22 protein-coding genes are annotated in these 26,395 nt (G+C 64.9%); 9 read left to right on the top strand and 13 right to left on the bottom strand.

The annotated features are described in order from the left end of the window. Positions 1-24: 24 nt before the first annotated feature. From ACSYG9_RS21050 to ACSYG9_RS21065, 4 genes are all read right to left on the bottom strand, one after another. The gene (locus ACSYG9_RS21050; protein WP_440124320.1) at positions 25-1,404 is read right to left on the bottom strand and encodes an SRPBCC family protein; all 1,380 of its coding nucleotides are present in this window, start codon (positions 1,402-1,404) and stop codon (positions 25-27) included. A 27-nt stretch (positions 1,405-1,431) separates the two neighbouring features. Beyond that, positions 1,432-2,277, bottom strand: coding sequence for an SDR family oxidoreductase (locus tag ACSYG9_RS21055; RefSeq protein WP_440124321.1), 846 nt, complete (start codon positions 2,275-2,277; stop codon positions 1,432-1,434). Positions 2,278-2,284: 7 nt separating this feature from the next. Then, positions 2,285-3,874 carry an SMP-30/gluconolactonase/LRE family protein gene (locus tag ACSYG9_RS21060; RefSeq protein WP_440124322.1) on the bottom strand — a complete coding sequence of 530 codons (1,590 nt, stop codon included), beginning with the start codon at positions 3,872-3,874 and terminating at the stop codon, positions 2,285-2,287. Positions 3,875-4,251: 377 nt separating this feature from the next. Beyond that, positions 4,252-5,031 (bottom strand): GntR family transcriptional regulator, encoded by a 780-nt coding sequence (locus ACSYG9_RS21065; RefSeq protein ID WP_440124323.1) that lies wholly within the window; start codon positions 5,029-5,031, stop codon positions 4,252-4,254. Between the two features lie 144 nt (positions 5,032-5,175). On the opposite strand from ACSYG9_RS21065, the gene ACSYG9_RS21070 reads away from it, so the two are divergent. Genes ACSYG9_RS21070 through ACSYG9_RS21090 form a run of 5 tightly spaced genes read left to right on the top strand, consistent with a single transcriptional unit; the run spans position 5,176 to position 10,451 of the window. Next, entirely contained in the window at positions 5,176-6,363 is a 1,188-nt protein-coding gene (locus tag ACSYG9_RS21070) for an acyl-CoA dehydrogenase family protein (protein ID WP_440124324.1), read from the top strand. Beyond that, positions 6,360-7,331 carry an acyl-CoA dehydrogenase family protein gene (locus tag ACSYG9_RS21075; protein WP_440124325.1) on the top strand — a complete coding sequence of 324 codons (972 nt, stop codon included), beginning with the start codon at positions 6,360-6,362 and terminating at the stop codon, positions 7,329-7,331. Before ACSYG9_RS21070 ends, ACSYG9_RS21075 begins: the two co-directional genes overlap by 4 nt. Beyond that, on the top strand, positions 7,328-8,158 hold the full coding sequence (locus ACSYG9_RS21080) for an enoyl-CoA hydratase-related protein (protein ID WP_440124326.1): 831 nt from the start codon (positions 7,328-7,330) through the stop codon (positions 8,156-8,158). The genes ACSYG9_RS21075 and ACSYG9_RS21080 overlap by 4 nt, the downstream gene beginning before the upstream one ends. Positions 8,159-8,175: 17 nt before the next feature. Beyond that, positions 8,176-9,366: an acyl-CoA dehydrogenase family protein gene (locus ACSYG9_RS21085; RefSeq protein WP_454839806.1), complete on the top strand. Its 1,191-nt coding sequence runs from the start codon at positions 8,176-8,178 to the stop codon at positions 9,364-9,366. Next, positions 9,363-10,451: an acyl-CoA dehydrogenase family protein gene (locus tag ACSYG9_RS21090; protein ID WP_454839808.1), complete on the top strand. Its 1,089-nt coding sequence runs from the start codon at positions 9,363-9,365 to the stop codon at positions 10,449-10,451. Before ACSYG9_RS21085 ends, ACSYG9_RS21090 begins: the two co-directional genes overlap by 4 nt. Positions 10,452-10,524: 73 nt before the next feature. Here the strand turns inward: ACSYG9_RS21090 and ACSYG9_RS21095 are convergent, their stop codons facing one another. Genes ACSYG9_RS21095 through acuI form a run of 3 tightly spaced genes read right to left on the bottom strand, consistent with a single transcriptional unit; the run spans position 10,525 to position 14,453 of the window. Continuing rightward, positions 10,525-12,231 (bottom strand): class I adenylate-forming enzyme family protein, encoded by a 1,707-nt coding sequence (locus tag ACSYG9_RS21095; protein ID WP_454839810.1) that lies wholly within the window; start codon positions 12,229-12,231, stop codon positions 10,525-10,527. A gap of 30 nt (positions 12,232-12,261) precedes the next feature. After that, the gene (locus ACSYG9_RS21100) at positions 12,262-13,458 is read right to left on the bottom strand and encodes an FAS1-like dehydratase domain-containing protein (protein ID WP_440124330.1); all 1,197 of its coding nucleotides are present in this window, start codon (positions 13,456-13,458) and stop codon (positions 12,262-12,264) included. 11 nt (positions 13,459-13,469) lie between these two features. Further along, on the bottom strand, positions 13,470-14,453 hold the full coding sequence (gene acuI / locus ACSYG9_RS21105; protein WP_440124331.1) for an acrylyl-CoA reductase (NADPH): 984 nt from the start codon (positions 14,451-14,453) through the stop codon (positions 13,470-13,472). A gap of 258 nt (positions 14,454-14,711) precedes the next feature. Between acuI and ACSYG9_RS21110 the strand changes: the two genes are divergently transcribed. Then, a complete protein-coding gene (locus ACSYG9_RS21110) occupies positions 14,712-16,286 on the top strand; it encodes an ABC transporter substrate-binding protein (protein WP_454839811.1) in 1,575 nt (524 codons plus the stop codon). Between the two features lie 259 nt (positions 16,287-16,545). Here ACSYG9_RS21110 and ACSYG9_RS21115 read toward each other — a convergent pair whose 3' ends face one another. The 4 genes from ACSYG9_RS21115 to ACSYG9_RS21130 are packed head-to-tail and all read right to left on the bottom strand — an operon-like array spanning position 16,546 to position 20,927. After that, entirely contained in the window at positions 16,546-17,325 is a 780-nt protein-coding gene (locus ACSYG9_RS21115) for a hypothetical protein (protein ID WP_454839812.1), read from the bottom strand. A 10-nt stretch (positions 17,326-17,335) separates the two neighbouring features. Then, on the bottom strand, positions 17,336-18,136 hold the full coding sequence (locus tag ACSYG9_RS21120) for a hypothetical protein (protein ID WP_454839814.1): 801 nt from the start codon (positions 18,134-18,136) through the stop codon (positions 17,336-17,338). Next, positions 18,133-20,577, bottom strand: coding sequence for a TPR repeat region-containing protein (locus ACSYG9_RS21125; protein WP_440124335.1), 2,445 nt, complete (start codon positions 20,575-20,577; stop codon positions 18,133-18,135). Before ACSYG9_RS21125 ends, ACSYG9_RS21120 begins: the two co-directional genes overlap by 4 nt. Positions 20,578-20,627: 50 nt before the next feature. After that, positions 20,628-20,927 carry a type VII secretion target gene (locus ACSYG9_RS21130; protein WP_440124336.1) on the bottom strand — a complete coding sequence of 100 codons (300 nt, stop codon included), beginning with the start codon at positions 20,925-20,927 and terminating at the stop codon, positions 20,628-20,630. 80 nt (positions 20,928-21,007) lie between these two features. On the opposite strand from ACSYG9_RS21130, the gene ACSYG9_RS21135 reads away from it, so the two are divergent. Beyond that, on the top strand, positions 21,008-21,448 hold the full coding sequence (locus tag ACSYG9_RS21135) for a hypothetical protein (protein ID WP_440124337.1): 441 nt from the start codon (positions 21,008-21,010) through the stop codon (positions 21,446-21,448). A gap of 46 nt (positions 21,449-21,494) precedes the next feature. Here the strand turns inward: ACSYG9_RS21135 and ACSYG9_RS21140 are convergent, their stop codons facing one another. Both ACSYG9_RS21140 and ACSYG9_RS21145 read right to left on the bottom strand, forming a co-directional pair. Beyond that, the gene (locus ACSYG9_RS21140) at positions 21,495-22,271 is read right to left on the bottom strand and encodes an SDR family oxidoreductase (RefSeq protein WP_440124338.1); all 777 of its coding nucleotides are present in this window, start codon (positions 22,269-22,271) and stop codon (positions 21,495-21,497) included. A gap of 62 nt (positions 22,272-22,333) precedes the next feature. Then, a complete protein-coding gene (locus ACSYG9_RS21145; RefSeq protein WP_454839816.1) occupies positions 22,334-23,845 on the bottom strand; it encodes a class I adenylate-forming enzyme family protein in 1,512 nt (503 codons plus the stop codon). Between the two features lie 106 nt (positions 23,846-23,951). Here ACSYG9_RS21145 and ACSYG9_RS21150 point away from each other — a divergent pair, with 106 nt between their 5' ends. Both ACSYG9_RS21150 and ACSYG9_RS21155 read left to right on the top strand, forming a co-directional pair. After that, a complete protein-coding gene (locus ACSYG9_RS21150) occupies positions 23,952-25,130 on the top strand; it encodes a CoA transferase (RefSeq protein WP_440124340.1) in 1,179 nt (392 codons plus the stop codon). Then, complete coding sequence (locus ACSYG9_RS21155) at positions 25,127-26,395, top strand: acetyl-CoA hydrolase/transferase family protein (protein ID WP_454839818.1); 1,269 nt, start codon at positions 25,127-25,129, stop codon at positions 26,393-26,395. The genes ACSYG9_RS21150 and ACSYG9_RS21155 overlap by 4 nt, the downstream gene beginning before the upstream one ends.

Below are 26,395 nucleotides of genomic sequence, written 5' to 3' on the forward strand. Positions count from 1 at the left end.
GTCCTCGGCTAAGGGGGGCCGGGTTCACGCGAGGTCGCGCGGAGCCCCGGTCCCCATGTAGGTGGCCAGATTGTGGTGGAGGCTGACGACGCTGCGTTCGCGGTACGGATTGGGGACCGGACCGGAGAAGCCTCGCGACTTCATGCCCTTCTGCACGGCGGCCATGTTGTCGAAGTCCTGCGGTAGCACGGTGCGCCAGTCGGGGTCGTCCTGCGGGGTGTACTCCCACTCCGTCTCGGGTTCCTCACCGGGTGGGAACAGTTCGAAGACAGCAGCTTCGAAGATGCACTTGTCGGGGTCAGAGCCGTACGGTCGCACGCGGTAGCACAGCATGTTGTTGGGGGCGTGCCCGATCTGGAAGTTCGGGAAGATCTGCCAGGCGGTGCCGGCTTTCGCGACGTCCTCGGGCGCGATGGTGGGCCATGTGACTCCGCGGGCTTCGTCATCGCGTCTCGCCGACTCGAGCCAGTGCCGCATCACCTGATCGGGGGGAGTGCCCTCGGGGAGTTCGTCGACGAGGCGACGCGCTGCCTGCACCAGGGTATTCGTCGTGTTGGTGTTGGCGTTCTCCCAGGTGAAGTTCTGCAGTTGCATTGTCGAGACTCGGGCGTCGGGTCCGGATCCGACACGGAGTTTGGCCTGGTTCTCGTCCATGCCCTTCGGGGCGTCGTATCCGATGTTGCTGTGCTTTCCCTGATTTCGGGCCCAGCCGAGGAACGCTCCGAAGTTCATGAACTCGGGGTGGGTGTACGGGACGTGGTAGGTCTCCATGAACGCTTCGAGCGCGACCTTCCAATTGCAGTCGAACACGAGCCACTTGCGCCACCGGTACCGCATGTTCTCGAGCTGGAACGGGTCGAGCAGCGACGCGGCCGGTTCCAGGTAGTCGCGCAGCGGCTCACAGTCGGGATCCATGTTGATCCAGATCCAACCGCCCCACGTGTCGACTCGGACGTCCTTCAGGCCACGTTTCTGTGCGGACAGGCACCCTCGCCAGTCCTGTTCTTCGGGAGCGAATGTGTTGTTGCCGTCGAGGTCGTACCGCCAGCCGTGGAATCCGCAGACGAACTGGCGCGCTTGCCCTCGCGCGTCGTGCGCGCCGGACGGAACATCGACGAGACTGCGCCCGCGGTGTGAACACACGTTGTGGTAGGCGCTGATCGTGTCGTCTGCGCTGCGGACCACGATGATCGAGTCATCGCAGATTTCGTAGGTGAGGAAATCACCGACGCGCGGAATTTCCTCGACGCGGCCGACCTGTTGCCATATCTTGGCCCACAGCTTGTCGCCTTCGGCTCTGGCGTACTCGTGCGAGAGGTACGCCTCCACGCCGATTGTCATCGGTTCGGAGAACGGTGCTGCCTCGGACGGGGTGTCTTTGATGTTGTCGACGGTGTCGGTCATGATTCCTCCTCGTGAAACCGGGCTGATTCAGCGAGTGATGGCGGCGCGGAAGGTCTCGTCCTTGAGGAAGAGAGACGTGTGATCCGGGCCCATGTGGGTCCATTTGAGGTTCAGGCCGCCGTCGACGAGCACCGTCTGACCCGTGATGTATGCGGACAGATCGGAGAGCAGGAAGAGAATCGCGCCGGCCTGTTCCTGCGGAGTACCTCGTCGGCCCATCGCGATGGCCTGCCGATCGCGGTCGGGGTCGGGGTCGACGTAGGCGCCGGAAGCGGGTGTCGCGGTGACGCCGGGTGCGATGGCGTTGACCCGGATATTGTCGGTGGCCAGCTCGACGGCCATGGTGCGGGTCGCTGCGACGAGGGCCGCCTTCGCGGTTCCGTACGCGATGTGGAACGGCGCGGTGTTCATGCCGCTGATCGACGAGATCGACACGATCGAGCCCGGCAGCGAGTTCGCCTTCAGCTCAGCCGCCACCGCCTGGCTCATGAAGAACATCGTTTCGAGGTTCTGCGTCATCAGTGTGCGCCAGTCCTCCCTCGTCACGCGGGTGGCCGGCATCCAGGTGGCAGGTGCTGCACCGCCGGCGACGTTCACGAGCCCGTACAGGCTGCCGTCGGTTCGGCGGACGGTGTCGAGAACTACGGCGATACCGTCGTCGGTCGATGCGTCGGCTGCGACGGGAACAACCGAAAGTCCCTCGGTAACAAGTGGTTCGATGTGCTTGTTGAGGTTCTCCTCGGAGCGGCTCACGGCGACGACGGTGGCTCCGGCCTGCGCGACCATCCTGGTCACCGAGGTACCGATGCCGCCGCCTGCAGCGCCCGAGACGATGACGATACGTCCGGTGAGATCGAGGAAATTGGTGCTCATCGGATGTTCACCTCCCTTCTCGGATCGCGAGGACGCTGCCTTCGGCGTCTGCGGAGATGTAGAGGGTGCCGTCGGGGCCCGCGGCGATCCCAGCGAAGGGTCCCTGCGGACCGGCAAACGGAATGAGGCCCTTCAGCGGCTTCGGGGTGACCCCTTCGGGTGCGCCGACGGGCAGATGTCGTGCGATGACCTGCTGGGCCTTGGTCTCCAGATCCACACTGATGAGCGTCTTGGCGTCGGCGTCGACGATGTAGAGCTTTCCGGCGCGTACCAGGATTCCCTGTGGCCGCTCGAGCCCGTCGACGAGGGTGTCGATGCCGGCGCTCGTCACCGCGATGATCCGTCCCGCTCCGGCTTCGGAGGCGAGAAGGGTGCCGTCCGAGGTGAATGCAAGCCCTGTCGGGTCCTGCAGACCCGACGCCAGCACCTCCGACCGCCCGGATGCGACTGAATGGATCTTGCCCGTGCCGATGTCGGCCACTGCGACGGTTCCGGTGGCGGACACTGCCACGCCGTAGGCCTGTTCGAGTCCGCCGAAGAGCAGTTCGCTCTCGGCGGCGGCAGGTCGGTACCGCGAGACCGTGGTATCGCCCGCGACGATGAATTCACCGTCGCCGACGGAGGTCACGCCGCGGATGTACCCGGGCCATCCGGGATAGAAGAGCATTGCGACGGTGCGAAGTTCGCCGCTCGGCTCGAGTGCGAGCAGAAAAGTGCCGTCGGCGACGTAGAGCGTGCCGTCCGTTCCCACGGTGAGATCGAGGGGCCAGGTGAGACCGTCTGCGAGCGCGGTCTTCGTCTCGCCGCCGCCGAGAACCTCGGTGATCTGGCCGGTGAAGCTCGACACGAACAGGCGGTCGCCGATGAAGGTGAGATTGTCGAGGCCCGAGCCGATGTCGGCCAGCACGGTGCTGTCGCCGGTGCGCGGGTCGATTCGGAGTACCTGTCCGGAGCCCACCTGCGGGGAGATGATGTAGCCCTCGGAGTCGAACTTCAATGCGACCGGAACACCGAGATCACCGGCGACGCGCTCGGGTTCGCCGCCGTCGGGATCGATGCGCCAGATGTCGTTGGTGCCGAGCGCCGGATAGTACAGCTTGCCGTCCGGGCCGACCTCGAGGGCGTTGGGCAATTGGAGACCCTCGACGAGCACTTTCGGTGCCCCGCCGTTGAGATCGATTTCCATGAGACGTCCGTCGGGGCGGCATTCGTCGACGAAGAGCCGGCCCTGGTGGAAGGTGATGCCGTTGACGCCGGGAAGGTCGTCGCGCAGGAGGCGAGTGCCTCCATCATTGCCCCGTACGCTGACTCGCCCGTCGTAGTACTCGGTGATGTAGAGCTCGCCGTCGGGATGGAAGGCCAGGTCGTCGGGGGCGACGATGTCGCTGCCCTTGGGGCTGATGGTCTCCACGACGCCGGTGTCGGGGTCGAACGCGCTGATCTGGCTTCCTGCCACCTGTGCGACGTAGATACGACCGTCTGCGCCGGCACGGATGCCGTTTGCGCCGAACAGGCGGCTCGGAGAAGTGAGTCGTGTGAGACTCCACCCTTCGGCGAGGTGTGTCGTGGGACCTGTGTAGCGCGACCCTTGCGTCAAGATAGGACTCCTCCTGTGTGAGAACGCCGATCCGTACTCAGCGAGAACGTCGTTCCGCAGTGTTCGAGAGGGAGTGACTCCGGTTTGCGGGTCCATGTCCGGTTCTCATGAGAATTTAGTGATGCAAGCCACTCCCGGGTGGTGTGTGGCAGTTAATCACGAACTGTCCAGCGCTACAAGTATTGTTATCCTTGCAATGATTGAGCTACGCTGGCCGGATGTGAAGAGAATCACGTTCTCGTGAGTGTGCGCCCGCGGGATGGAGCGGGCAAGAGGCGGTCTACAGCAGAACGGCCCGGGCTCGGTCATGAAAACCGGGCCGGGGCCGTTCTGCTGAGTCGTCGTCCGGGGGTGTCTCGGCGGCAGTTGATTCGGAATCAGTTACGTGGGCGCTGGCGCGCGGGAAATGTGTTGCGCGTCATCGCGGCTGACGCGTTGACAGTGGTGTCGCCGAAGCGGTCGAGTACGAGTGCCTGAGTGGCCGCGAGGTGGGAGCGGGCCAGTCGTTCGGCTTCGGCCACACGCCCGTCCGCGATTTCCTTGACGATGCGGCGGTGTGCGTGGACTGCGTCTTCGGCCTTGCCTTCGGACGGGTACTCGCCGCGGCGGGTGAGGGCCTCGGCCCAGGCTTCCTCCTGTGCAGACCACAGGGCGACATAACTGCGCACCGCGTAGCGAATCGTGGCGTTCGGTGTGAACGAGACGATCAGATCGTGGAACTCCCGGGCGGCCTGCGTGAATGCGACTCCGTCGCCGACGAGTTCGGCGGAGGTGTCGATGGATGCGTTGAGGGCAGGTACGACGACCTCCATGCGGTCCGGGCGTTTCGCGCACTCGGTGACGCACATCGGCTCGAGCAGTTGTAGACCGGCGGCGAGATCCTCGAGTGTGACCCGGCCGGCTTGCAGCGAGAGTCCGAGGTGGTATGCGGCGGAGAATTCGTCGGGGCGATGTACGTCGGCGCCGCCAACGTTGCCGCGGCGTACAGTGACGAGACCTTCGGTTTCCAGAATGCGGAGGGCTTCTCGTACCGAGGGATAGCTGACGCCGAAGTCCTTGACCAGTTGGTCCTGTGTCGGCAGACGGTAGTCATCATCGGAGAGAATGTGGTCGCGCAATTCGTCGGCAACGGTTTCGGCGATACGGCGCTGTGGCACTCGACCACGTCGCGGGGTCGTCAAGAATCTCGCCGTTCACGCATGGGTGCAGTCTAGCGACAGGGTGCCTTTTCCTCCAAGTATTGCGAGGTTTAAAAATGGCAAGCATTGCTATCCTTGTTAGGATTGACGTAATGTCCGGGTATGGACTTCACGATGGGTGGCGCCGCACCGGAACTCCGGAGCGAGTTGCGCCGGCTGGTGCACGAGCACGTCCCCCCACATTTCCTCGGAGCATTCACCGACGACCCGAGTGATCTCGATGCGGCGCAAGCATTCTGCCGCCTCCTCGCCGACAGTGGATTGCTGTGTATGACGTGGCCCGAGGAATTCGGTGGACGCGGTGCATCGATCTGGGAACAAACCGTGGTGCGAGAGGAAATGTGGGCCCACCACGAGCCCCGGGGAGCGCAGTACATGGGTGTCAACTGGGTGGGTCCCACGATCATGCGTCACGGCACGGCCGAGCAGCAGGACCTTCATCTTCCGCCCATCGCACGTGGCGAGGTGATCTGGTGTCAGGGATTCAGTGAACCGGAAGCCGGCTCCGATCTCGCGTCGTTGCGTACCGCCGCTCGGCGAGATGGCGACGGCTGGATAATCTCCGGGCAGAAGATCTGGACGTCCTACGCCACGATGGCGCAATGGTGCTTCCTGCTGGCCCGTACCTCCACCGACGGCCGGAAGCAGCAGGGGCTCACCGTCTTTCTCGTCCCGATGTCCGACCCGGCCATCGAGGTCCGCCCGATCCGGGCCATGCTGGGCCCGCACCATCTCAACGAAGTCTTCTTCGACGACCTCCGCGTCACCGACGCCGATGTGCTCGGTACCGTCGACGAGGGGTGGACGGTCGTGCAGGAAGTGCTCGCGTACGAGCGTGTCGGCATCGCCCGATACGCCCGCTGCGAACGTCTGTTGCAGGCCGCACCGTCGGTCCTCGGTGCGAGATGGGACGACCTGCCGGGCGAACTGAAGGCGCGCTGGGCACGAATGCTCACGCACTGCCGTCGCGCACGGTTGCTGGCGTACCGGGTGGTATCGATGCAGAGCGGAGGCGCCGTCCGGCCCGGCGACGCCGCGGCATACCGGATCGCGGTGACCACCCTCGATCAGGACAGCGCCGAGGTCCTCACCGAGATCGCCGCGTACGCCACACCACCGAGCGCCGACACCGACGAGTTCGGCACCGGCGAATTCGACACCGACACCGCCACGTGGTTCCGCCGCGCGGTCGAAGATCACTGGCGCTACTCACAGGCAGCCACGGTGGCCTCCGGCAGCATCGAGATGCAGCGGATTCTCTTGGCCCGATCCCTCCTGGCGGCATCATGAACACTGAACTGAGCAAAGAAGCAACCGAGTACGGGCGCGAAGCGCTCCGTGCTCTGGAAGCCGCGGGGGGCGACGATCTCGCCCAGCTGATCGAAAGCGATCCCGATCACCGCAAAACCACCGTCGAGCCGATACTCGGTGAACTCGGAGCCTGGGAACTCGATCCCCGCGGGGATGCGGACGAACTCGAAGCGGCGGCAGCGCTGTGCCGCAGCGTGGGATTCTGGGCGGTGCCCTACCCTGTGGCAGAAAGGCTCGCACGACCCGCCGACCTCGATGTCGACGGCCTGGTCGTAGTGGACGATGCCGACCCGAAAGCGCCCATCGCGTGCCTCGATCTGCGGTGGGCCGCGGTGAGTGTCGACGGTCGGCGCAGCCTCGTGGACGCCCGTACACCGAGCACTCCGCCACGCATGTCGGCGTTCACCTCCCAGCTCGACCTCCGGCCGATCGACGACGACGGCGCGAAGGACCTGGCCCTCGCGTTGACACTTCCGTGCTGGACTCTCCTCGGAATGCTCGATCGGGCAATGGATCTGACCCGTTCGCACGTACTCCTGCGCGAACAATTCGGGGCGCCCCTCGCGACACTGCAGGGCGTCCAGTTCCAGCTCACGGAGGCGGAGGTGGAACGAACCGGACTCGACGTGCTCGCCAAGTACACGCTGTGGAGCATCCAGGCGGGCAACGACGAGGCACTCGACGACGCCCTCGCGCTCCGCTTGGCCGCCGTCGAAGCGGCACAGATCGTGTTCCGGGTCGCGCACCAACTGCACGGAGCGAGCGGATTCTGCGACGAAACCACGGTGTCCTGGATCTCGCGATACAGCATTCCGTTGCGACGAATCCCGTGGGGCCCGTCCGGAACCGTCGACGCACTGGCCAAGCGGATCGATCGGCGGGGGCTCACCGGCCTGTTCTCCGAAACTCCCGAGCAGGCGACGGCTCCCGAGAAGGCGATGCTGTGAAGTACGAACTCCCGGACGCACTCACCGTCGAATCCGAAGGCGCTGTCCGCATCGTGACGATCAACCGGCCCGAGGAGCTCAACGCCGTCGACAAGGACCTGCACTGGGCGCTTGCGCACGTGTGGCGTCAGCTCGCCGCCGACACCGACGCTGCCGTGGTGATCCTCACCGGGGCCGGCCGTGCCTTCAGCGCCGGTGGCGACCTCGACTGGATCGTCTCGTTCCTCGACGATCCCGTCGCGCGCGATGAGAGCGTCCGGGAAGGCGCCGAGATCATCGACGAGATGCTCCGCTTCCCGCTGCCCGTGATCGCGGCCGTGAACGGACCCGCGGTGGGTCTCGGCTGTAGCGTCGCGGTGCTCTCCGACGTGGTCCTCATGTCGGACAAGGCGTACTTGGCCGATCCGCATGTCGCAGTAGGGCTCGTCGCGGGTGACGGGGGCGCGGCCTTCTGGCCGCTGCTCACCCCCATCCTGCGCTCGCGGGAGTACCTCTACACCGGCGACAGGATCCCGGCGACGACGGCTGTCGAACTCGGCCTGGCTTCGCGCGTCACCGCACCCGAAGACCTGTTGTCCGAGGCGCGACGCCTCGCCGAACGCCTCGCGGCGCAACCCGCACATGCGTTGCGCAGTACCAAACGTGTGGTCAATATGTATCTGTCCCAAGCGCTCGCCGGTCCGCTGCAGGCCGGTTTCGCGGCGGAGATAGCAACCATGCAGTCCGCAGAGCATCGGGACCGATTGCTCGCTCTCCGGGAGAATGCAGTCAACCAGGAGAGTGCGGTGAGGAAGTCTAGGCCGAGGGAGAAGGAAGAAGCGCGATGAGTGCCGGGACGACAAGCGTGGGAGCGTCTACACTCGAGGACTTCCGGACCTCGGTCCGCGGCTGGTGCCGCGACCATATCCCCGCAGACTGGCGTCGGGCCCAAACCGATGTCTCCGACGACGAATTCGTCCGATTTCAGAAAGCCTGGTTCCAGGAACTGCGCGGAGCGGGCTTTGCCGTGCCGCACTGGCCGGGGGAATGGGGAGGCGGCATGTCCGTCGCGGAACAGGTCGTGCTGTACCAGGAACTGGCAGCCCACGACGCACCCCGACTGGTTCTGCCCTTCGTCTCGATCCACCATGCCGCATCGACGCTTCTCGCCGCCGGCACCGACGAACAACGGAACCGCCATCTCCCTGCGATCCTCGACGGCGAGATCTGGTGCCAAGGCTTCTCCGAGCCCGGCGCGGGATCCGACATGGCGGCACTCGCGACCAGCGCCCGCAAGGACGGCGACGTCTACATCGTCAACGGCCAGAAACTGTGGGCCAGCGGCGCGTTGTACGCCGATCGGTGCCTGCTGCTGGCCCGCACCGATCCCGACGCCCCGAAACGCAAGGGCATCTCGTACTTCCTGATGGACATGCGTACCCCCGGAGTCGAGGTACGTCCGATCAAGCAAGCGACCGGCGAATCGCACTTCTGCGAAATATTCCTCAACGATGTCGCCATTCCTGCGACGAACCTTGTCGGACCCGAGAACGAAGGATGGCGGGTCGCGCAGGAAACACTCGGAGCCGAGCGCGGCATGACCATGCTCGAACTCACCGAACGACTGAGTCACGGCGGGTTCCGCCTGCTCGTCGACCTGTGCACCCGGCCGGGCCCCGACGGGACGGTCCCACTCGGCGACACCCGCGTCGCAGACAGGCTCGCCACACTCGAGATCGAACTCACGGGGCTGCGCGCATTGGTGTCGGATTTCGTAGCCGCCGACCGGCCAGGGCCGGCCGACGCATCGATCGTCAAGCTCTACTACAGCGAGTTGCTCCAGCGCATGACCGATTTCGGCACAGAGATCGCGGGTCTCGCCGCGCACACCGATCTACGAAAACCTCAGTCCAGCGGGTGGGAATCAGGGGCATGGATGCTCGATTTCATCGGCTCGTGGGAGTGGACGATCCCGGGCGGAACCAGCGAAATCCAACGCACCATCATCGGGGAACGTGGCCTCGGTCTGCCCCGCGAGCCGACAGGACAGCGATGACCGACTCACTCCCAGACCTGTCCGAGTTCCACGACGAACTACGATCCGTCGCGCGAGATCTTTTGTCACGATCAGGCCACGACGCGCCGGTCGACTGGGCGTCGATCAGCACGTCCGGATGGCTCGGCCTCGAAGTTCCGGGCGAATTCGACGGTGCCGACGCCACTTTCGCCGAGGTAGCCGTGATCCTCCGGGAGATCGGCCGCGCCGCCGCACGCGGACCCTATCCGTCCGTCGCGTCGCTCGCGGTGGCAGCACTCGAGCGTCTCGAAGCTGGACATGATCGTGACCGCCTTCTCCGCGACACCGTCTCGGGAAGCGCTGTTCCGGTATTCGTCCTCGGCGGTGAATCTGCAGGCCGGACCCAGTTCCAAGTGGAGGTGGTGCCGCAGGGAGCGATACTCCGGGGCGCGGCGGCGTTCGTGCTCGACGCTCCCGACGCAGACCGGCTACTCGTACCGGCGCAAGAACCCGATGGCACGATCGTCGTCGTCGATGTCGATCCGCGGGCGCTCGGACTCGTGGTGACCGGACAGCCGGTCGTGGACGCGACACGCAGTTTCGGGACCGTACTCGCCGAGGGCGTGACGATCCCGCCGGAATCGGTGTGGCGATTCCACGATGATCCCCCGGAGGCGCTGCGACGATTGCACGACCGTGCCCTTGTGGCCGTGGCCTGTGACAGTCTCGGTTCGAGCGAGGCGATGCTCGACGCTACCGTTTCCTACGCCGGGATACGCGAGCAGTTCGGACGCAAGATCGGCTCGTTCCAGGCGGTCAAGCACGCCTGCGCCGACATGCTCGTCCAGGTGACGGTGGCCCGAACACTGGTCGACGCCGCAGTGCGCAGCCTGGTGTCCGGAGACCCGGAAACGACGACTGCGGCCGCGATGGCCAAAGCCTACAGCTGTGCGGCGGCCGTCGAGGTTTCCGGTAAGGCCATGCAGTTGCACGGTGGAATGGGCTACACGTGGGAGAGCGGCCTCCACGTGTATCTCAAGCGCGCGACGCTGAACCGCTCGTTGTTCGGTTCACCTGCGCTGCACCGGGCGTACCTCGCGCAGCGCTATCGACCCGCCTCCTGAGGCCGAAGGCGAAGCGAGAGGTCCTGCACACACTCGAAGCGTGTGCAGGACCTCTCGCTTTGGTGGCGGTCGGTTATTTCCGGAGACGCTTGATGGCGAGCTCCTTGATGTCGCTCGACTTGATCTTCGCGGTGCCGGTGAGGCTGATCTCCTCGTTGTCGAAGAACAGCACCTCCCGCGGAACCTTGTAGCTGGCAAGCCGCTCGCGTAGATATCCACGGACCCTGTCGACATCGAGGTCGGCTCCAGCGTGCGCCACAATGCACGAGACGACGACCTCCCCGAGCGTGTCGTGGGGGACACCGACCGTGCGTGCCACCTTGACTCCGGGGCACGCGATGAGCGCTTCGTCGACCTCGAGGGGAGACACGTTCGCGCCGCCGGTCTTGATGATGTCGGTGAGGCGTCCTTCCCAGTAGAGTCGCCCGGTGTCGTCGACGTAGCCGCCGTCGCCGGTGTGGAAGAACCCGTGGTCGTCGACCGTCTCACTGAGGGGAGTGCCGACGTACCCGAGCATCAACGTCGGTCCCTTGACGCAGATCTCGCCTCGCTCTCCTCGGGGAACGACAGCGCCGGTCAAGGCATCGACGATCCGGATCGTCACCCCGGGCAACGGCTTTCCGCTGCTGCCCGCGATCACATCGGACGGGGTATTGGCGGGGTAGCACGTACTGATCGTGAAGGTTTCGGTATTGCCGTACGCGTGACCCGGCTCGTACCACTCGTCGGTCACCGTGGGATGACGTGCTACCGGGGTGTTGTAGTCGACGTAGCGAAGGCTACTCAGATCCGCCTTGCCCCAGTTCGGGGCACCGACGAGCTGCGCCCACTGGTGCGGCCAGGCGAAGGGGAAGTTCACCCGTTCTCTCTCGATGAGCTCGAGGGCTTCGCCCGGATCGAAGGTCGGTTGCAGGACGAGTGACCCACCACTGGCGAGGGTATTGCCGAGGGCCATCGCGAAATTCCCCGACCAGAAGTAACCGTTCGCCGTCCAGCACCGAATGTTCAGCTCGGGCGAGAATCCGTACATGCGCCGGAATCGCCACATCTGAATGGACACTCCGCGATGCGCGCTCAGAATGCCCTTCGGCTTGCTGGTCGAACCGGAGGAGAAGAACAGCACGGCCACGTCGCTGGGCTGTACTGACGCGGCGGACGCTTCGACCAGTTCGCGGGGCTGTGATTCGCCGTGGGTGAGGAACTCGTCCCACGCCTCGATCGACTCGCCTTCGGCCTTCTTGCCGACCATGGCGACGTGACGGAGGAAGGGGAACTTCGTCGAGTGGACCTCATCGCTTCCGGCCGTGCCGATCCGCGGTTCCAGGTCGGTCAGGGCTGCGGCGAAGTCCGTCTTCAGGACGTTGCGCTCGAACAGCAGGATCTCCACCCCCGAGGTCTCGAGCATGTAGTCGAGCTCCGACGGGGTCGAGAAGGTGCTGAGTGTGACTGCGACACCCCCCGCAAGGGAGGCGCCGAAGACCGCCGTGATCCACTCGGGGCGGTTCGTCATCAGCACGCCTACGCGTCCGTCCTTCGCGAGGCCGAGTCCCCGCAGTGCCCGCGCGACGTCGATTGCCCGCTCCCACAGTTCGGAGTAGGTCCATCGTGTGACGCCGTCGGCGCCGTGCATCACAAGCGCTTCGCGATCGTCATACAGTTCGGTCACCTCGCGCAGGAAACCGGGCAGGGTGAGGGCTCCGAGCCCCGGTTCGTCGCTCAGCGGTGGGCCCGACACGATCGAAACAGAGTCCACCGCTTCTGCCTTCGTCTCAGTACTCATGGATGACTTCCTGTTGTCTGTGCGGTGCCGCTACAGCGGCAGCTCGACCTCGGCAAGGGAGGACACGAGGACGGTGCCGTCCTGGTTCGTCAGCCGGAGCTTGACCTGGACGAGTGGAACGCCCCAGGTCGACATGGGCTCCTTGTCGACGATCTCGGCGTCGAAGTACGTGACATCGCCTTCGAAGGCAGGCCCGCGGAAGTCCGATTTGATGTGGCGTACCATTCCGTCGAGGCCGGCCCAGTTCGCAAGGAAGTCGGTGCACCAGGCGCCCATCGTCGCGCCGTATCCGTAGGCGCGTGCCATGCCGACTTCGCCGGCCTTGTCCTCGTCGATGTGTCCGCGGGACGGGCCGACGTAGAGGCCGTCGCGCTTGCGCGGATCGATCTTGGCGCCTTCTTCGTCGAAGCCGAAACCTTCGACCCAGCCCGGATCCTGGTAGACCCACGGATCTTCGATGCCCTCGGGTGCCACCCACCCGAACGTGCCCCAGATGTTGAAGAGGAACGCGCGGTATTCGGTGGTGAAGGACGCGATGGTGTGGGGTCCGAGGACCCGTCGCGGCAGTGTGTCGCCGACCTTGACCTCGTCGAACCGCGGTGAGATTCCGGACCGCGTGGTCAGCAGCCATTCGTAGCGCAGATTCTCGATCTCGAGCAGCTCGGCGCCCGTCCACTTCTTCTTCTCGCCGAGCTGGTTCTCGTACATCCCGCGCTTGGTGGCCTCTGCGGACAGATACCGGATGGCGGTGGAACGCTCCTTGGCGACGAGGACACCGTTCTGATTCTTGTGGACGGTATCGCCGCGCGAGAACATGGTGGGTCCGGCGAACTTCGTCTCGGCCACCTTGTAGTCGTGGAAGCGCCGCTCCTGGAAGAGCTTGTCGCCCGGGCGGACCGGGCAGCCGTAGAACCACCATTCCTCGCCGCCGAAGATGAGATGGCTCTCGGGGATGCGCCCCACACACGCCGGTGCGGCGCCGTGGCCGTAGTCCAATGCGACGGCGATCGACTGCGGGGCGATGATTCCGCCGTAGCGCGAGTTGCGAGCAAACTCATGATCCCAGTGGATCGGATTGGGATTGTCCATCGCCATCACCCACCGGCGGATGTCGGAGGTGCTGCACGGATCCCACAGCTGCCCGCCACCGATGGGTTTTCCGACTCGATGATCGACGTCGGACAGGTCGAGTTCGACAGGGCTGGTGTTCTCGGACTTCTTTGTCACTGGTGCTCCTGTTATCGATTGACGTCGACGACGATGCGGCCGCGCACCGTGCCGTCCATGAGCCGGTCCGCCGCGGTGATCGCCTCCTCCAGCGACACCTCCTGGGTGATCGTGTCGAGCGTGTTCGCCTCGAGATCGCGGGACAGGCGTGCCCACGCGGTGAGACGCCGTTCGCGCGGTGCCATCACGCTGTCGATCCCGAGCAGAGATACCCCGCGAAGGATGAAGGGCGCCACCGAGGCCGGGAAATCCATGCCCTGTGCCAGTCCACACGCGGCTACTGCGCCGCCGTAGCGGGTCTGTGCGCACGCATTGGCAAGAGTATGGCTGCCTGCTGTATCGATGACGCCGGCCCACCGCTCCTTCTGCATGGGCTTTCCGGCCGAGGAGAGTTCGGCGCGGTCGATGACGACGTCGGCGCCCAGCTGTTGCAGGTATTCGGCCTCGGCCGGCTTTCCGGTCGCAGCGGCCACGGTGAACCCGGCCTTCGTCAACAGAGCGATCGCGACACTGCCGACACCACCCGTTGCGCCGGTGACCAGGATTTCGCCTTGATCGGGGGCCACGCCGAAGTTCACCAGAGCATCTACGCACAGGCTCGCCGTGTACCCGGCCGTGCCGATCGCCATCGCCTGGCGGGCAGTGAATGCCTCGGGCAGGGGGATCAACCAGTCGCCCTTCAGTCGTGCCTTCTGGGCGAATCCGCCCCAGTGGGTCTCGCCGACGCCCCAGCCGTTGAGGACGACCCGGTCGCCCGCCTTCCACTCCGGGTTCGAGCTGTCGGAGACGACGCCGGCGACATCGATACCGGGAACCATCGGAAATTTCCGCACCACAGGAGATTTGCCGGTGATGGCCAGCGCATCCTTGAAATTCAGTGTGGAATACTCCACGTCGACGGTCACGTCCCCTTCGGGCAGCGCCGATTCTTCAATGCTTGTGCGCGTCACCGTCTGACCGGTTTCGCCCTTCTCGATCACTACTGCCGAAAACATCAGAAACCGAATTCCTTCCTCAAGCCCACCCGGGCACGTACGGAGGTTGCGCTCGGTTCGCACGCTACTTCAATCATTACAAGGATGGCAATACTTGAATGTCGGCGTGGGAATGGTGATACTTCCTGTGATCGTCGTCACGCCCAGATGTCTCGATTGTCCGGGCTGTCGATCGCTGTACGCCATATCCGTTGCCGTACCTCGACCTCCGACCGTCCACGGGCATCGTCCGGGACGATTCCATTCTTGTGAGAGGCCATGATGTTTCGACACAGACGTGTACTGTCAGCAGGCGCTGCGGCGTTCGCTGCCGTCCTCCTCCTGAGCTCGTGCGGCGACTCGGGTTCGGACGACTCGAGCGCGCCGATCGAATCCGGGGATCCGGTCGCGGGAGGCACCCTCGAAGTCCTGCAGACGGGTGAGCCGCGGTCGCTCGACCCCGCAGCCTTGACCAACTACTGGGCATTCCAGCCCACGCTCGGCAACGCCCTGTACGGCACATTGATGGTCAACGATGTCGAGAGTCTCGAGATCGACTACAAGATGGCCACCGAGTTCTCGACTCTCGACGGCGGCAAGACGTTCACCCTGAAGCTTCAACCCGACCTCGTCTTCACCGACGGCACACCGCTCGACGCCGCTGCCGTGAAGTACAACTGGGATCGCCTGACCGATCCTGCGCTGGGATCCACTACGGGACGGTGGGCAGCGCAGATCGAGGAGACACGCGTCGAGGATCCGACCACTCTCACGGTCACGATGCGATCGGAGAACCCGCACTACGCGCAGGCGGTCGTGGGGAGTTCGCTGAACTGGATCGCGTCCCCCGCCGCCCTCGAACAGGGGCAGGCCGCATTCGACGAGAACCCCATCGGTGCAGGACCGTTCACTCTGGAATCGTGGACACGTCAGGACTCCGTGAAACTGACCAAGAACCCGGACTACTGGGACGCGCCAAAACCGTATCTGGACAGCCTCACGATCCGCACGGTCAGCGACACCAACCAGCGCGTGAACGCGATGACCACCGGCGCAGCGGATTTCGCGTCGGAGACGAACTGGGAAAGCATCGACAAGCTCGAGAACGCAGGTCTGAACACTAAAGTCGTCGCGACCGGCGGCGGTCAGTTCATGGGCATGAACTTCCGGCGCGCGCCGTTCGACGACGAGCGTGCACGTCGCGCCGTGACACTCGCCGTCGACCTCGACGCGATCAACACCGCTGTCTACAACGGACAGGGCGAGGTCCCGGAAACGCTCTTCGCCGAGAGCTCACCGTTCTTCACCGACATCCCGCTCAAGGAGACCGATCCGGAGACTGCCCAAGATCTGTTCGACGAACTCGCCGCAGAAGGCAAGCCGGTGTCGTTCTCGTTCCTGTCGTACCCGACCACCGAGAGCAGGACCCTCGGTGAGGCACTCCAGGCACAGCTCAGCGCATTCGAGAACGTCGAGGTGAACGTCGACGTGGTCGACTACCCCCAGGCCGTGGCCCGGACCGGATCCCACGACTTCGACATGCTGATTTCCTCGGCCATCATCCAGGACCCCGACACCCCGCTGTGGCTGGCCTTCCACAGCGCCTCGGCCGGCAACAACGTGGGCGTGTCCGATCCCGAGCTCGATGCCGCGCTCGATGCCGGCCGCATCTCGGAGGACGTCGACGAACGGAAGCCCGCGTACAACACGGTGCAGGAGCGTCTGACCGAACTCGTCCCGGGCATCTGGTACTACCGCGCCGTCCCCGGCGTCGTATGGGCCGACAACGTGCACGGTGTCGAGGTGTATGCGCTCGGGTCGCCGTTGCCCGAGGAAATCTGGGTTACCGAATAGCGTGAGGGTCGCAGCGATGGATGGGGCGATCTTCCACGATCGTCCCATCTGTGCAGACGTGTTGCTCGGACTGGCGTTGTCGACCAAGTCCGAGACAGCCCTGAAACTTGCGCTCTGTCAAGGGATCTCGCCGCAATGCCGTGGGACGATACCCGGAAACTCTCGGGATACCGGGTCCAGATCTCGCCTGAACCGATCGACGAGGCTACCGTCCGCTGTTCGGTTGGAACCTCACTCAGCGCAGCGACGGCACCGAGGTTCACCATCCGGGGTAAGCGGGCAGGGTGTCGGGTGGTGTGTCGGTGGTGAGTACGAAGTAGTCGTTTTCGATGGCGTCGGGGGCGTATTGGTGTCCCCACTGCCTGCAGGCGTGGGTGTGGTCGCGTCCGGAGGAGCCGTCGATGTTGATGTTCCAGCCGGTGAAGACGTCGTAGGTGGGGGCTTGCCATTGTGGTTGCCCGGTGTCGTCGGTGGGTGGGGTGGCGGTGGGTTCGGTCGGTTGTAATGCTGTGGGTGGTGTGTCGGTGGGGGTGCGTTCGAAGACGAATTTCAGGTTGAAGTCGCCGGTGGTGACGGAGCGGCTGTACCGGCCGTCGGCGTTTTTTACTGCGACATTCGATGTTTGGTGGCAGGTGTGGGCGATGAAACCGGTGTCGGTGGGTTCGATGCGCATGATGTGGAAGTAGGCGGTACCGAAGTGCTGCGTGGTAATTGGGGGGAATTCCAGGTATTGGTCTTTCGTTTGTTGGTCGATGGCTCGGGAAAACCCTGGGTAGCTGTCTGTGAGGGGATTGGCGAGCGCAATCTCATTGGCTTCGATCGCCGCGCGCGCGAGGGTGGCTTCCTCACTGAACAAATCGATTCCGGGTTCGGAAGACCAGATGAGGGTGGAGTGACGTCGACTCTCAGGAACGCTGTAGTTGTCTGGTGAGGTCGATTCTGTGGTGGTCGGTGTCTCGGGTGGGGTGGTGTTGGTGGTGCCGCATGCGGCGACGGTCAGTGATGTGAACAGGGTCAGCATTGTGAATGTCGATGCCATGTGCATGTGTTCACCATCCGGGGTAGGCGGGCAGGGTGTCGGGTGGTGTGTCGGTGGTGAGTACGAAGTAGTCGTTTTCGATGGCGTCGGGGGCGTATTGGTGTCCCCACTGCCTGCAGGCGTGGGTGTGGTCGCGTCCGGAGGAGCCGTCGATGTTGATGTTCCAGCCGGTGAAGACGTCGTAGGTGGGGGCTTGCCATTGTGGTTGCCCGGTGTCGTCGGTGGGTGGGGTGGCGGTGGGTTCGGTCGGTTGTAATGCTGTGGGTGGTGTGTCGGTGGGGGTGCGTTCGAATACGAATCTTGGATTGTGCTCTCCGGTGGTGACGGAGCTGCTGTAACGGCCATCGCTGTTCTTTGCCGCGACGTTGGCGTTCTGTCTGCAGGTGTGGGCGATGAAGCCGGTGTCCGTGAGTTCGATGCGCGCGATGTGGTATCGCCCAGTGCCGACCTGCTCCGCTGTGCCGCGGGACAACTCGGCATACTGACTTCTTGTCTCCTGGTCGATGGCGCGGTCGAATCCTGGGTAACTGTCGGCACTCGAGCCGGCGAGTGCGATCACGTTGGCTTCGATCGCCGCGCGCGTGAGGGTGGCTTCCTCGCTGAACAAATCGATTCCGGGTTCGGAAGACCAGATGAGGGTGGAGTTGAGCAGGTTCTCGGGAACTGAGTAGGTTGCCGGAGTAGAAGAACCTCCCGTGCCGGGGATCTCCGACCTCGGCGCACCAGGAACGGCTACAGGACCGGAATTGCACGCTGTCAGCATGATTGCGGTGAAGGTGAGAATGGGCGCCGACACGCGCGACGGTCTCATACCGGCCACCTACTCATCCCGGTGGGTTTGCCATCGCCGCGAAATACGGACTCAAACATTTTCTGGTTATCGGAGTTGTGGAAGATGTTGTCGTAGTAGGCGTTGACCGCTGTCGAGTGCTGGCCAATGTACTCGTCGACATGTCGAATGCCTGCACGCTCGAAGGCTCTCGGAGTTTCGTCGACAATGCCTTGTCTGACGCGCTCGATATTCTGCAGGTCCCCGATGTTCTCGGTGCGCCCCGTCATGAGTTCCCCATACGTGATCAAGGTGCCCTCGTCCGTCACCTCCGGTGGGAGGTCGGTGACCGGAACCCGGCCCGAGTCGACGAGTTCGGTGAGGATGGTGTATTTGATCTCGTTGTCGGTCATACGAACCTGGTCAGGGCCCGATTCGTGCTGACCGAGGCGAAAACGAGCTTCCGGCGACTCGGAGAACCGGTCGGTGAGATTGCCGTCGGCATCGATGATGTCGCCCGAGATCAACGCTCCAGCCGTGTAGACAGCGCCCGACGCCGCGACACCCCACGGTGGAGGGAGATAGCTCAATCCGGTGGCTGTGATCGCCTGCCCGGCCCCGAAATGCCCGGCACGTGTTGCGGCGCGGTCGGATTTTGCTTCGTCGGCGTCGCTCGACCTGTCGCCGAGTTCGGTCCTGAGACCGCCTTCCACCACTGCGCGGAGCCGCCCGGAGGTTTCGCCGAGCGAGATCGGCGGCGGATCCACCTCCGAACGCGCGAACGCGCGGTCGATCTCCTCTGCCGCCGCGAGCGCATGTCCGCTGATGAGCGTGCCCGCGTGCGGGTCGCTGTCGAGCAGGGAATAGATGCGCGTTGTCTCGACCGGCCCGAGGCTGTCGAAGGTGTCGTGGTAGGCCAGCCTCGGATCGTCGGTCACCATATCGATCACATACGGTGACAACGCCCCGGCGATCGACTGTGTCAGGGCCGGGTTGACCTCTCCGAGAGCAGCTCTCCCGTCGCCGACACCGGGTATGTCCATCAGTCTTCCGTAGGGATTGGTGTTGGCCGCGTCGGTCAACGCGACAGGGGAGTCGGAACCCGACGACGACAGCATCAGCGCGAGCGAGTGCGCTGCCTCACCTGCGCGTTCGGCGCGAACCGTGTCGTCGGGGTCGGTTACCGCGGAGTCTTCGGGGATCCAATCCACGAGACGACCGAGTGTTGCTCCGTCGTCGTTCCAATTGTGCTCGAACAGCGGCATCAACGTTCGGGTGTTGTCGGACGCGGTGAGCAGTTCGTAGGAGGCATCCTCGTTCCGCAGTCCGATGTCCAGGAATTTTTCTGCGACGGGCTCGTACGAGTCTCGGTAGAGACCCCCGGTTCCCGAGGAAATGTCGATCAGGCGCGACGCCGCGTGGTCGAGTTCGTTCGCGAATTCCTTGCCGGGAACGACACCGGGGTTGGCCTCGCCGAGGAGGGCCGCCATGCTGCCGAGTCGTCGTTCCGAATACACGTCGTCGAAATAGTCTCCGGAGAAGCGTGGTTCCTCACTAGTCTCGTTGATACGAGAGAGTGTGTCGCGCAGGGCGTCCGGAACGAGGTCGTAGCCGCCGGTCGTGTTGCCGTCTCCGACATTCTCATTCGAGATCGTGAGGAGTCCGTTGGCGAGTGCGTCGAGTCGGGACGCCGCATCGTCGTCGCCGGATTCCTCGCGGGTGCGCAGGACCTCGGCGACATCGAGGAGTCCGTCCGTGCCTGCCTCGCGGTAGAAATCGCGCAGGTAGTTCAGTGCGACCGTTGGCACAGAGGTGATGCTGTCCCCGCGCGCGAGCGCGTCCAACTGGGCGGGGGAGAGTTGGGCGGCAATGAGGATGTCGCCGATCCGCTGAAGATCCTCGGGCGTGAGGGTGCCGTTGCGCGCCGCGGAACCGTCGCCGGCGGCATCGGCGCGGGCCAGGTTTCCGTAGTGGGCGAGGAGATTCGGGTCGAGGTCTGAGTCCCGTCGCACGGTGACGAAGGCGTCGGCGACGGCGGTGGAGGCAGCGGTGTCGGCGGTGTCGACTGCCACGAGATCTGCGGTGATGATCCTGGTCAGGATGTTTGCACGCTGACTCAGCGCGGCCATCTGGATGATGATCTGGGATCCGCTCGAGTCCGGCGCACCCGAGACAACAGGTGGTGGTGGCGTCACGGTGCCGTCGTCGGCGACCGAGAACCCGGATTCCCGTGCGCTGAGAACGTGGGCAACGGTTGTTCCGAGCGCATCCTGTATGCGTCCGGCATGGGTCGTCAGCTCGGTTGCGGCATCGGCCAGGCCAGTGGCGAGGGTGCGGCCCGGATGCAGGACGTTGTGGACGTGGCTGCGCATCGTGTCGCCGGTGTGCTCGGTCCAGAACGTATAGGACCCGGCAGCGGTGTCGCCTGCCTTTCGGAACTGACCGTCCAAGGTCGCCCCGGCTTCGGCCCACGAGGCCGCCATGGAGTGGAGTGTGTCAGGTGACCATGCAAGTACCTGCGAGACGGTGGGGGTCACCACAGAGCGGACCCGTCCACCGAAACAAGCTGTGCTGCAGTGTCGTCGTCGGTGGCCTCGTAGGCTTCGGCACTCGTGACCAACCGGTCGCGGGTGTCGGTGAGATGATGGGCGACCTGCTGGAGTGCGGTGTGGGCGAGCAGAGCGTGCGCCACGACAGCGGTCGCGATCGACGACCCGGGCAGACCGTCGATGACGGAGCTGCACCCGTTGTCGGTGCGGACGTCACCTGCCTCTGCGCCGGTGGCGCCCATCGTCGATGCGAACGCCCGCACCAATGCTGTATCGACGTACACGTATCCCCCCGATGCATCCGGCCCCCGCGGATGATCGGCTACGGTAGCCCAGCCATGTCGGTACGCCGCGAGGGGGGTTCGTGAATTCTGATGTATTCGGTCGAGGGGCGGGGTCGGGTATCGACCCGTTGTCCGGGCAACTCGACGAACTGGTTGCTGCATTGACGACCGCGAGCGCTACGGCGAGCAGCGCCACCGTGACCGTACGGGTCGGCGCCGATGGGTCGGTGCAGGACTTGCAGATCGATGACGGGGCGCTGCGAGGTGGCGGGGCGTTGCTGGCGTCTCACCTCATGCAGGTGATCGGGCGTGCGCATGCGGAGTTGGGTGAGCGTCGTCGAGCGGCGGAGTCGGCATTGCGGTCGGATCCGCGTATCGCGGAAGCCATCTCTGCGGTGACCGATGCTGCTGACGCGCCGCTTCCGCGAAATATGCAGGCCACCCGTCGAGGGCCGGAACACGGCGACGTCCGGCCATCGTCTTTCCTGGTGCCTGCAACGGAGAGACATCGGCAGTACTGATGCCGAAGCACAGGTGCCGGCGACGTCCTCGTACCCGCCGCAGGTACTACCGCGCGGTCCAACCGCCGTCGACGACGATGGTCTGGCCCGTGACGTAGCTTCCCGAATCCCCGGCCAGCCATGCGACGGCACCGATGATGTCGTCGGCCGTACCTTCCTTCGGGAGTGGGGTGTTGCGGCGCAGGTACTCGGCAGCGCGTTCGCTCTCGTACAGCGGGCCGGTGATCTCGCTGCGAAAGAACCCCGGTGCCACGGTGTTGACGCGGATCGAGTGCCGTGCCCACTGCACGGCCAGTTCGGACGTGAGACCGGACAGGCCGAGTTTGCTTGCCGCATAGGACGCCTGGGGGATTCCCGGGATACCCACACGACCACTGATCGATGAGATGTTGATGATCGTGCCACGGCCGATCGCGCGCATGTGCGGGAATGCGTCCTGAGCGAGGCGGAACGGAGCCAGGAGATTGAGGTCCATGGTGCGCCGGATCGCGCCTAGCGGCTCGTCCTCTGCCCGCTCTTCGGTGAACATGCTGCCCGCGCCGTTGACCAGGATCTGCGGTGGGCCGAGCAGGTCTGCCACGGCCGGTACGACGCTGCCGACCTGATCGAGATCCGACAGATCGCAGGTGACGGCCAGGCCTCCGAGCCGTTCGGCAAGTTCTTCCAGGCGGTCCTTACGCCGTGCCACGACGGCGACTCGTGCCCCCAGCGACGCGAGGGTCTCGGCGACTGCAGCACCGAGGCCTGAGGACGCGCCGGTCACGATCGCAACCCGGTCTTCGAGGCCGAACATTCGTGCGGCGGCGTCGGAAGTCAGTGCCACGGGGTCTCCTCGGATTCGAATGCATGCCGGATTCTTGCAGCATTGGCGGTGTACGTCGATCGTCAGATCGTGGCTGACCGGCGGTGCGCGTCGATCAACTCGGGAAGGCCGGCGCGCTGGATCTTGCCCATGGCGTTGACGGGTAGAGCATCGACCCGCGTCCAGATCTCCGGAACCTTGTACGGTGAGAGTTCCCGCCGGCATAGTTCGGTGAGTGCCTCGAAATCGGGTTCCTCGACCTGGCTTTCGATCACCGCGGCGACCCGTTGCCCGAGCCGATCGTCGGAGATCGGATATACGGCGACCTTGGTGACGTCCGGGTGGGTGCCGATCACCCGCTCGACCTCGAGCGGGTACACATTGGCGCTACCCCGGATGATGACGAGCTTCTTGCGGTCCAGTACCGTCAGCCTGCCGTGCTCGTCGACGGTTCCGATGTCGCCGGTGGCAACGGGGCCCGGTTCCGGTGGGCTGATTACGCTGTCCTCCAGGTATCCGAGCATGGGTGTCCACACGTGCGCCCACGGACCGCTGTTCGCCGCGGTCAGTCGCAGTTCGCCAAGCTCACCCGGGGGGAGGCGCTGACCTGCGTCGTCGTAGGCCGCCACGTCGAGATGCGGTAGGACAGTTCCGCTCGAGCGTGGCTGCCACTCAGCGCCCACGGGATCGATCGACACGACGGTGGGCGCCTCGGTCAGGCCATAGGTGATGCGGGGATCGAGGTGGTGTGCGTCGGCGAATGCTCTGCGCAATCCATCCGGCGTGTCGCTGCCGCCGCTCCAGACCTCTTCCAGAGAGCCGAGGTCGAGGTCGGGGCGCGCGGCGAGGTCGTAGATCTGGGCCGGGGCCCCGTTCCATACCGTCACCCTGCGTGTGGCGATCCATTCGGCGACGCCCTCGAGATCCCGCCGGTTCATCACGACGGCGCATCCGCCGGCCTGCGCGGTGAGCAAGGTGGACAGCACCATGAGGTTGAGGATCGTGAACGGGAAGCTGTCGCCCTTACGTAGATCCGGGCCGTACCCCCGGGTGGCGACGAGGACCGCGCCCGGAAGCAGGAGATTGCGCTGGCTGTGGACCACTGCCTTGGGCTTTCCGGACGTGCCACTCGTGAAGGCGATTCCGGCGGGTGCATCGACGTCGAGGTCGAGTGCGGGCGCTCGGTCCCCGCGGGCGAGTAGTTCCGCCCACCTGTCCGGATCCGCACGGCCGGGAGTGCTGAGCTTGCAGTGTTCACCGGCGAGAACAACTGCCGGTGTGCAGAGGTCGTGGAGGTATTGCTGTTCGGCGGCGGGGAGGGCTTCGCCGATGCCGGCCCACACGGCTCCTATTCGTTGGGTGCCGTGGAAGGCTGCGATGATGTCCAGATCGTTGGGCAGGCATGCCGCGACCCGGTCTCCGGGGCGCACCCCGAGTGCCCACAGGGCGCCGGCGGCCCGGCGGGCCTGGTCGTCGAGATCCGAGTACGACCAGGTTCCCGAGGCGGCGTCGACGGCGGGCGCATTCGGGCGCTCCGCGAGCGCGGTATCGAGGACTCTGTCGATCGTTCCCGGGATGGCATTGTTTTCGTCCACCCACCAGTCATACCACTATCCTTGTAAAGATTCATCTGATAGTTTGGCGCCCACCCGGACGGATGCGCATCCGGGACTTCCGACCCGACGCAGCGAGGTTTCGCCGATGAAACACCCAGGTCCCCTGTCCGGAGTGCGTGTCGTCGATCTCACGGCGATGGTGATGGGGCCCTACTGCACCCAGATCATGGCCGATATGGGAGCCGACGTCGTCAAGATCGAACCCCCTGTCGGCGACAACACCCGATTCATCTCTGTCGGACCGGAGCCGGGCATGGGCGGCGTGTTCGTCAATGTCAACAGAGGCAAACGCAGCGTCGTCCTCGATCTTCGATCCGACGAGGGTGCAGCGGCCCTGCGCGAACTCATCGCCGGCGCCGACGTGTTCATCCACTCGATGCGCGCTACTGCGATCGCCCACCTCGGTTTCGGATACGACGAGGTGGCGGCCCTGAACCCGTCGATCGTGTACACGAATTGCTACGGGTACGGGCGCGGCGGCCCCGACTCGAACCTCACCGCATACGACGACACCATCCAGGCCGAATGCGGACTGCCGTCCGTGCAGGAGCAGTTGACGGGCGAATCCGGCTACGTCGGCACTATCATCGCCGACAAGGTGGCCGGGCTGACCGCCCTGTACGCCACCATGATGGCGCTGTTCCATCGTGAACGGACGGGAGAAGGCCAAGAGGTCGAGGTCGCCATGTTCGAGACCATGGCGGCCTTCATGCTCGTCGAACACGGCAACGGGGCGATGTTCACGCCGCCGCTGGGACCCGCGGTGTATCCCCGAGTGGTGGCGCCCAACCGGAAGCCCTACCGCACCAAGGACGGTCGGATCGCAGCGCTCGTCTACAACGACAAGCAGTGGAGCGCGTTCGTCGATGCCGTGAAACCACCGTGGGCCGGCGAACATTTCGCGACGCTCGCCCAGCGAGCGGCACGCATCGACGAAGTCTACCGCCTTCTCGGCGACACCTTCCTCGAGCGGACGACGCAGGAATGGCTCGATCTCCTACGCTCCCATGACATCCCGGCGGCGCCCGTCCGAAATCTCGACGAGCTGTTCGACAATCCGCACCTCGAGGAAGTCGGGTTCTTCGAGAATGTCGAATCACCGTACGGCACAGTCAAATTCCCGGGCCCTCCGGCCTGGTTTTCGCGCACACCCGGACGCATCTCGGGGCCAGCGCCCAGGCTCGGGGCACACACCGACGAGATCATGGACGACCTTCGTGCTCCCGCCGCGGCCCGGCCCGAGAGCGCCGAGAGTGACGCATGAACGTCCTCGCCGCACTTGACATCGATGTCCGTGAGTTCCTGCGCCCCGGCGACCGCATCGTCATCGGGCAGGCCTGCGGAGAACCCACTACCCTCATCGAAGCCCTGATCGCCCAGGGAAAGGACATCGGTGACCTCACTGCGTTCGTCGCGACCAGCTTCTCCGGGATCTTCGGCCCCGAGACGGCAGGCAGCTTCAGGCTGTCGAGCATGGGCGCGATCGGTGCGCTGCGGTCGATGACGAAAGCGCATTGCCTCGACGTCATCCCGTGCCACGTCAGCCAGGTCGGGCCGATGATCGAGGCCGGCATCTTCGGATGCGACGTGGCCTTCGTCCAGGTGAGCGAAGCCGATGCCGATGGGAATCACAGCTACGGACTCGTCAGCGACTACGTGCAGGCAGCGGTGGGCAAGGCTCGTGTCGTGGTCGCGGAAGTCAACGATCAGGTGCCGTTCACACAGGGCCTGATGCTGCCCGCATCGAGGATCGACTACGCCGTGCACACTTCGCGTCCGCCGGTCGAGGTGCCACCGGCCCGGATCAGCGACATCGACGCGGCCATCGCGCGACATGCCGCCGACTACATCGGCGACGGTTCCGTCATCCAGATGGGAGTCGGCGCGGTCCCCGACGCGCTGCTGCGACTGCTGTCGGATCGCAGGGATCTCGGCGTCCATTCGGGGATGCTCGGGGACGGCCTCGTCGATCTCGTCGAAGCGGGTGCGGTGACCAACGCGCGCAAGCGAATCGACCAGGGGGTGTCCATCACCGGAGCGCTCATCGGGACCCGGCGCCTCTACGATTTCGCGCACGACAACCCACAGATCAGAATGTGCCCCACCTCGTACACCCACGACGCGGCCGTGCTTGCGCAGTTGGAGCGGCTCGTCACCATCAACTCGGCGATGGAGGTGGACCTGACGGGTCAGGTCAACGCAGAGCAGAGCGGCGCAGCCTATCTCGGCGGGACCGGCGGCCAGGTGGATTTCGTGCGCGCGGGATCCCGGTCGCCGGGAGGTCACGCCATCATGGCCCTGCCCGCGACCGCGAAGGCAGGCACGATCAGCCGGATCACCTCGACGTTGTCGGGCCCGGTCACCACAGCCCGCAGCGATGTCGACGTGATCGTCACCGAGTTCGGCGCCGCGGATCTGCGCGGCCGCTCGCTCGCCGAGCGGGCCCGTCGACTGATCGCCATCGCCCACCCCGACTTCAGAGAAGGCCTGGCGCGTGACGCCCACACGATCGAGCAGCGAGGTTTCTGA

It is taken from the genome of Rhodococcus sp. SJ-2 (assembly GCF_053750035.1).

Coding starts and splice junctions, on each gene's coding strand:
- ACSYG9_RS21125 (WP_440124335.1), bottom strand. CDS start 20,577: ATGGCGGCCTCGTGGGCCGAAGCCGGGGCGACCTTGGACGGTCAGTTC.
- ACSYG9_RS21155 (WP_454839818.1), top strand. CDS start 25,127: ATGAACGTCCTCGCCGCACTTGACATCGATGTCCGTGAGTTCCTGCGC.
- ACSYG9_RS21115 (WP_454839812.1), bottom strand. CDS start 17,325: ATGGCATCGACATTCACAATGCTGACCCTGTTCACATCACTGACCGTC.
- ACSYG9_RS21055 (WP_440124321.1), bottom strand. CDS start 2,277: ATGAGCACCAATTTCCTCGATCTCACCGGACGTATCGTCATCGTCTCG.
- acuI (WP_440124331.1), bottom strand. CDS start 14,453: ATGTTTTCGGCAGTAGTGATCGAGAAGGGCGAAACCGGTCAGACGGTG.
- ACSYG9_RS21120 (WP_454839814.1), bottom strand. CDS start 18,136: ATGAGACCGTCGCGCGTGTCGGCGCCCATTCTCACCTTCACCGCAATC.
- ACSYG9_RS21150 (WP_440124340.1), top strand. CDS start 23,952: ATGAAACACCCAGGTCCCCTGTCCGGAGTGCGTGTCGTCGATCTCACG.
- ACSYG9_RS21075 (WP_440124325.1), top strand. CDS start 6,360: ATGAACACTGAACTGAGCAAAGAAGCAACCGAGTACGGGCGCGAAGCG.
- ACSYG9_RS21050 (WP_440124320.1), bottom strand. CDS start 1,404: ATGACCGACACCGTCGACAACATCAAAGACACCCCGTCCGAGGCAGCA.
- ACSYG9_RS21110 (WP_454839811.1), top strand. CDS start 14,712: ATGATGTTTCGACACAGACGTGTACTGTCAGCAGGCGCTGCGGCGTTC.
- ACSYG9_RS21070 (WP_440124324.1), top strand. CDS start 5,176: ATGGACTTCACGATGGGTGGCGCCGCACCGGAACTCCGGAGCGAGTTG.
- ACSYG9_RS21095 (WP_454839810.1), bottom strand. CDS start 12,231: ATGAGTACTGAGACGAAGGCAGAAGCGGTGGACTCTGTTTCGATCGTG.
- ACSYG9_RS21090 (WP_454839808.1), top strand. CDS start 9,363: ATGACCGACTCACTCCCAGACCTGTCCGAGTTCCACGACGAACTACGA.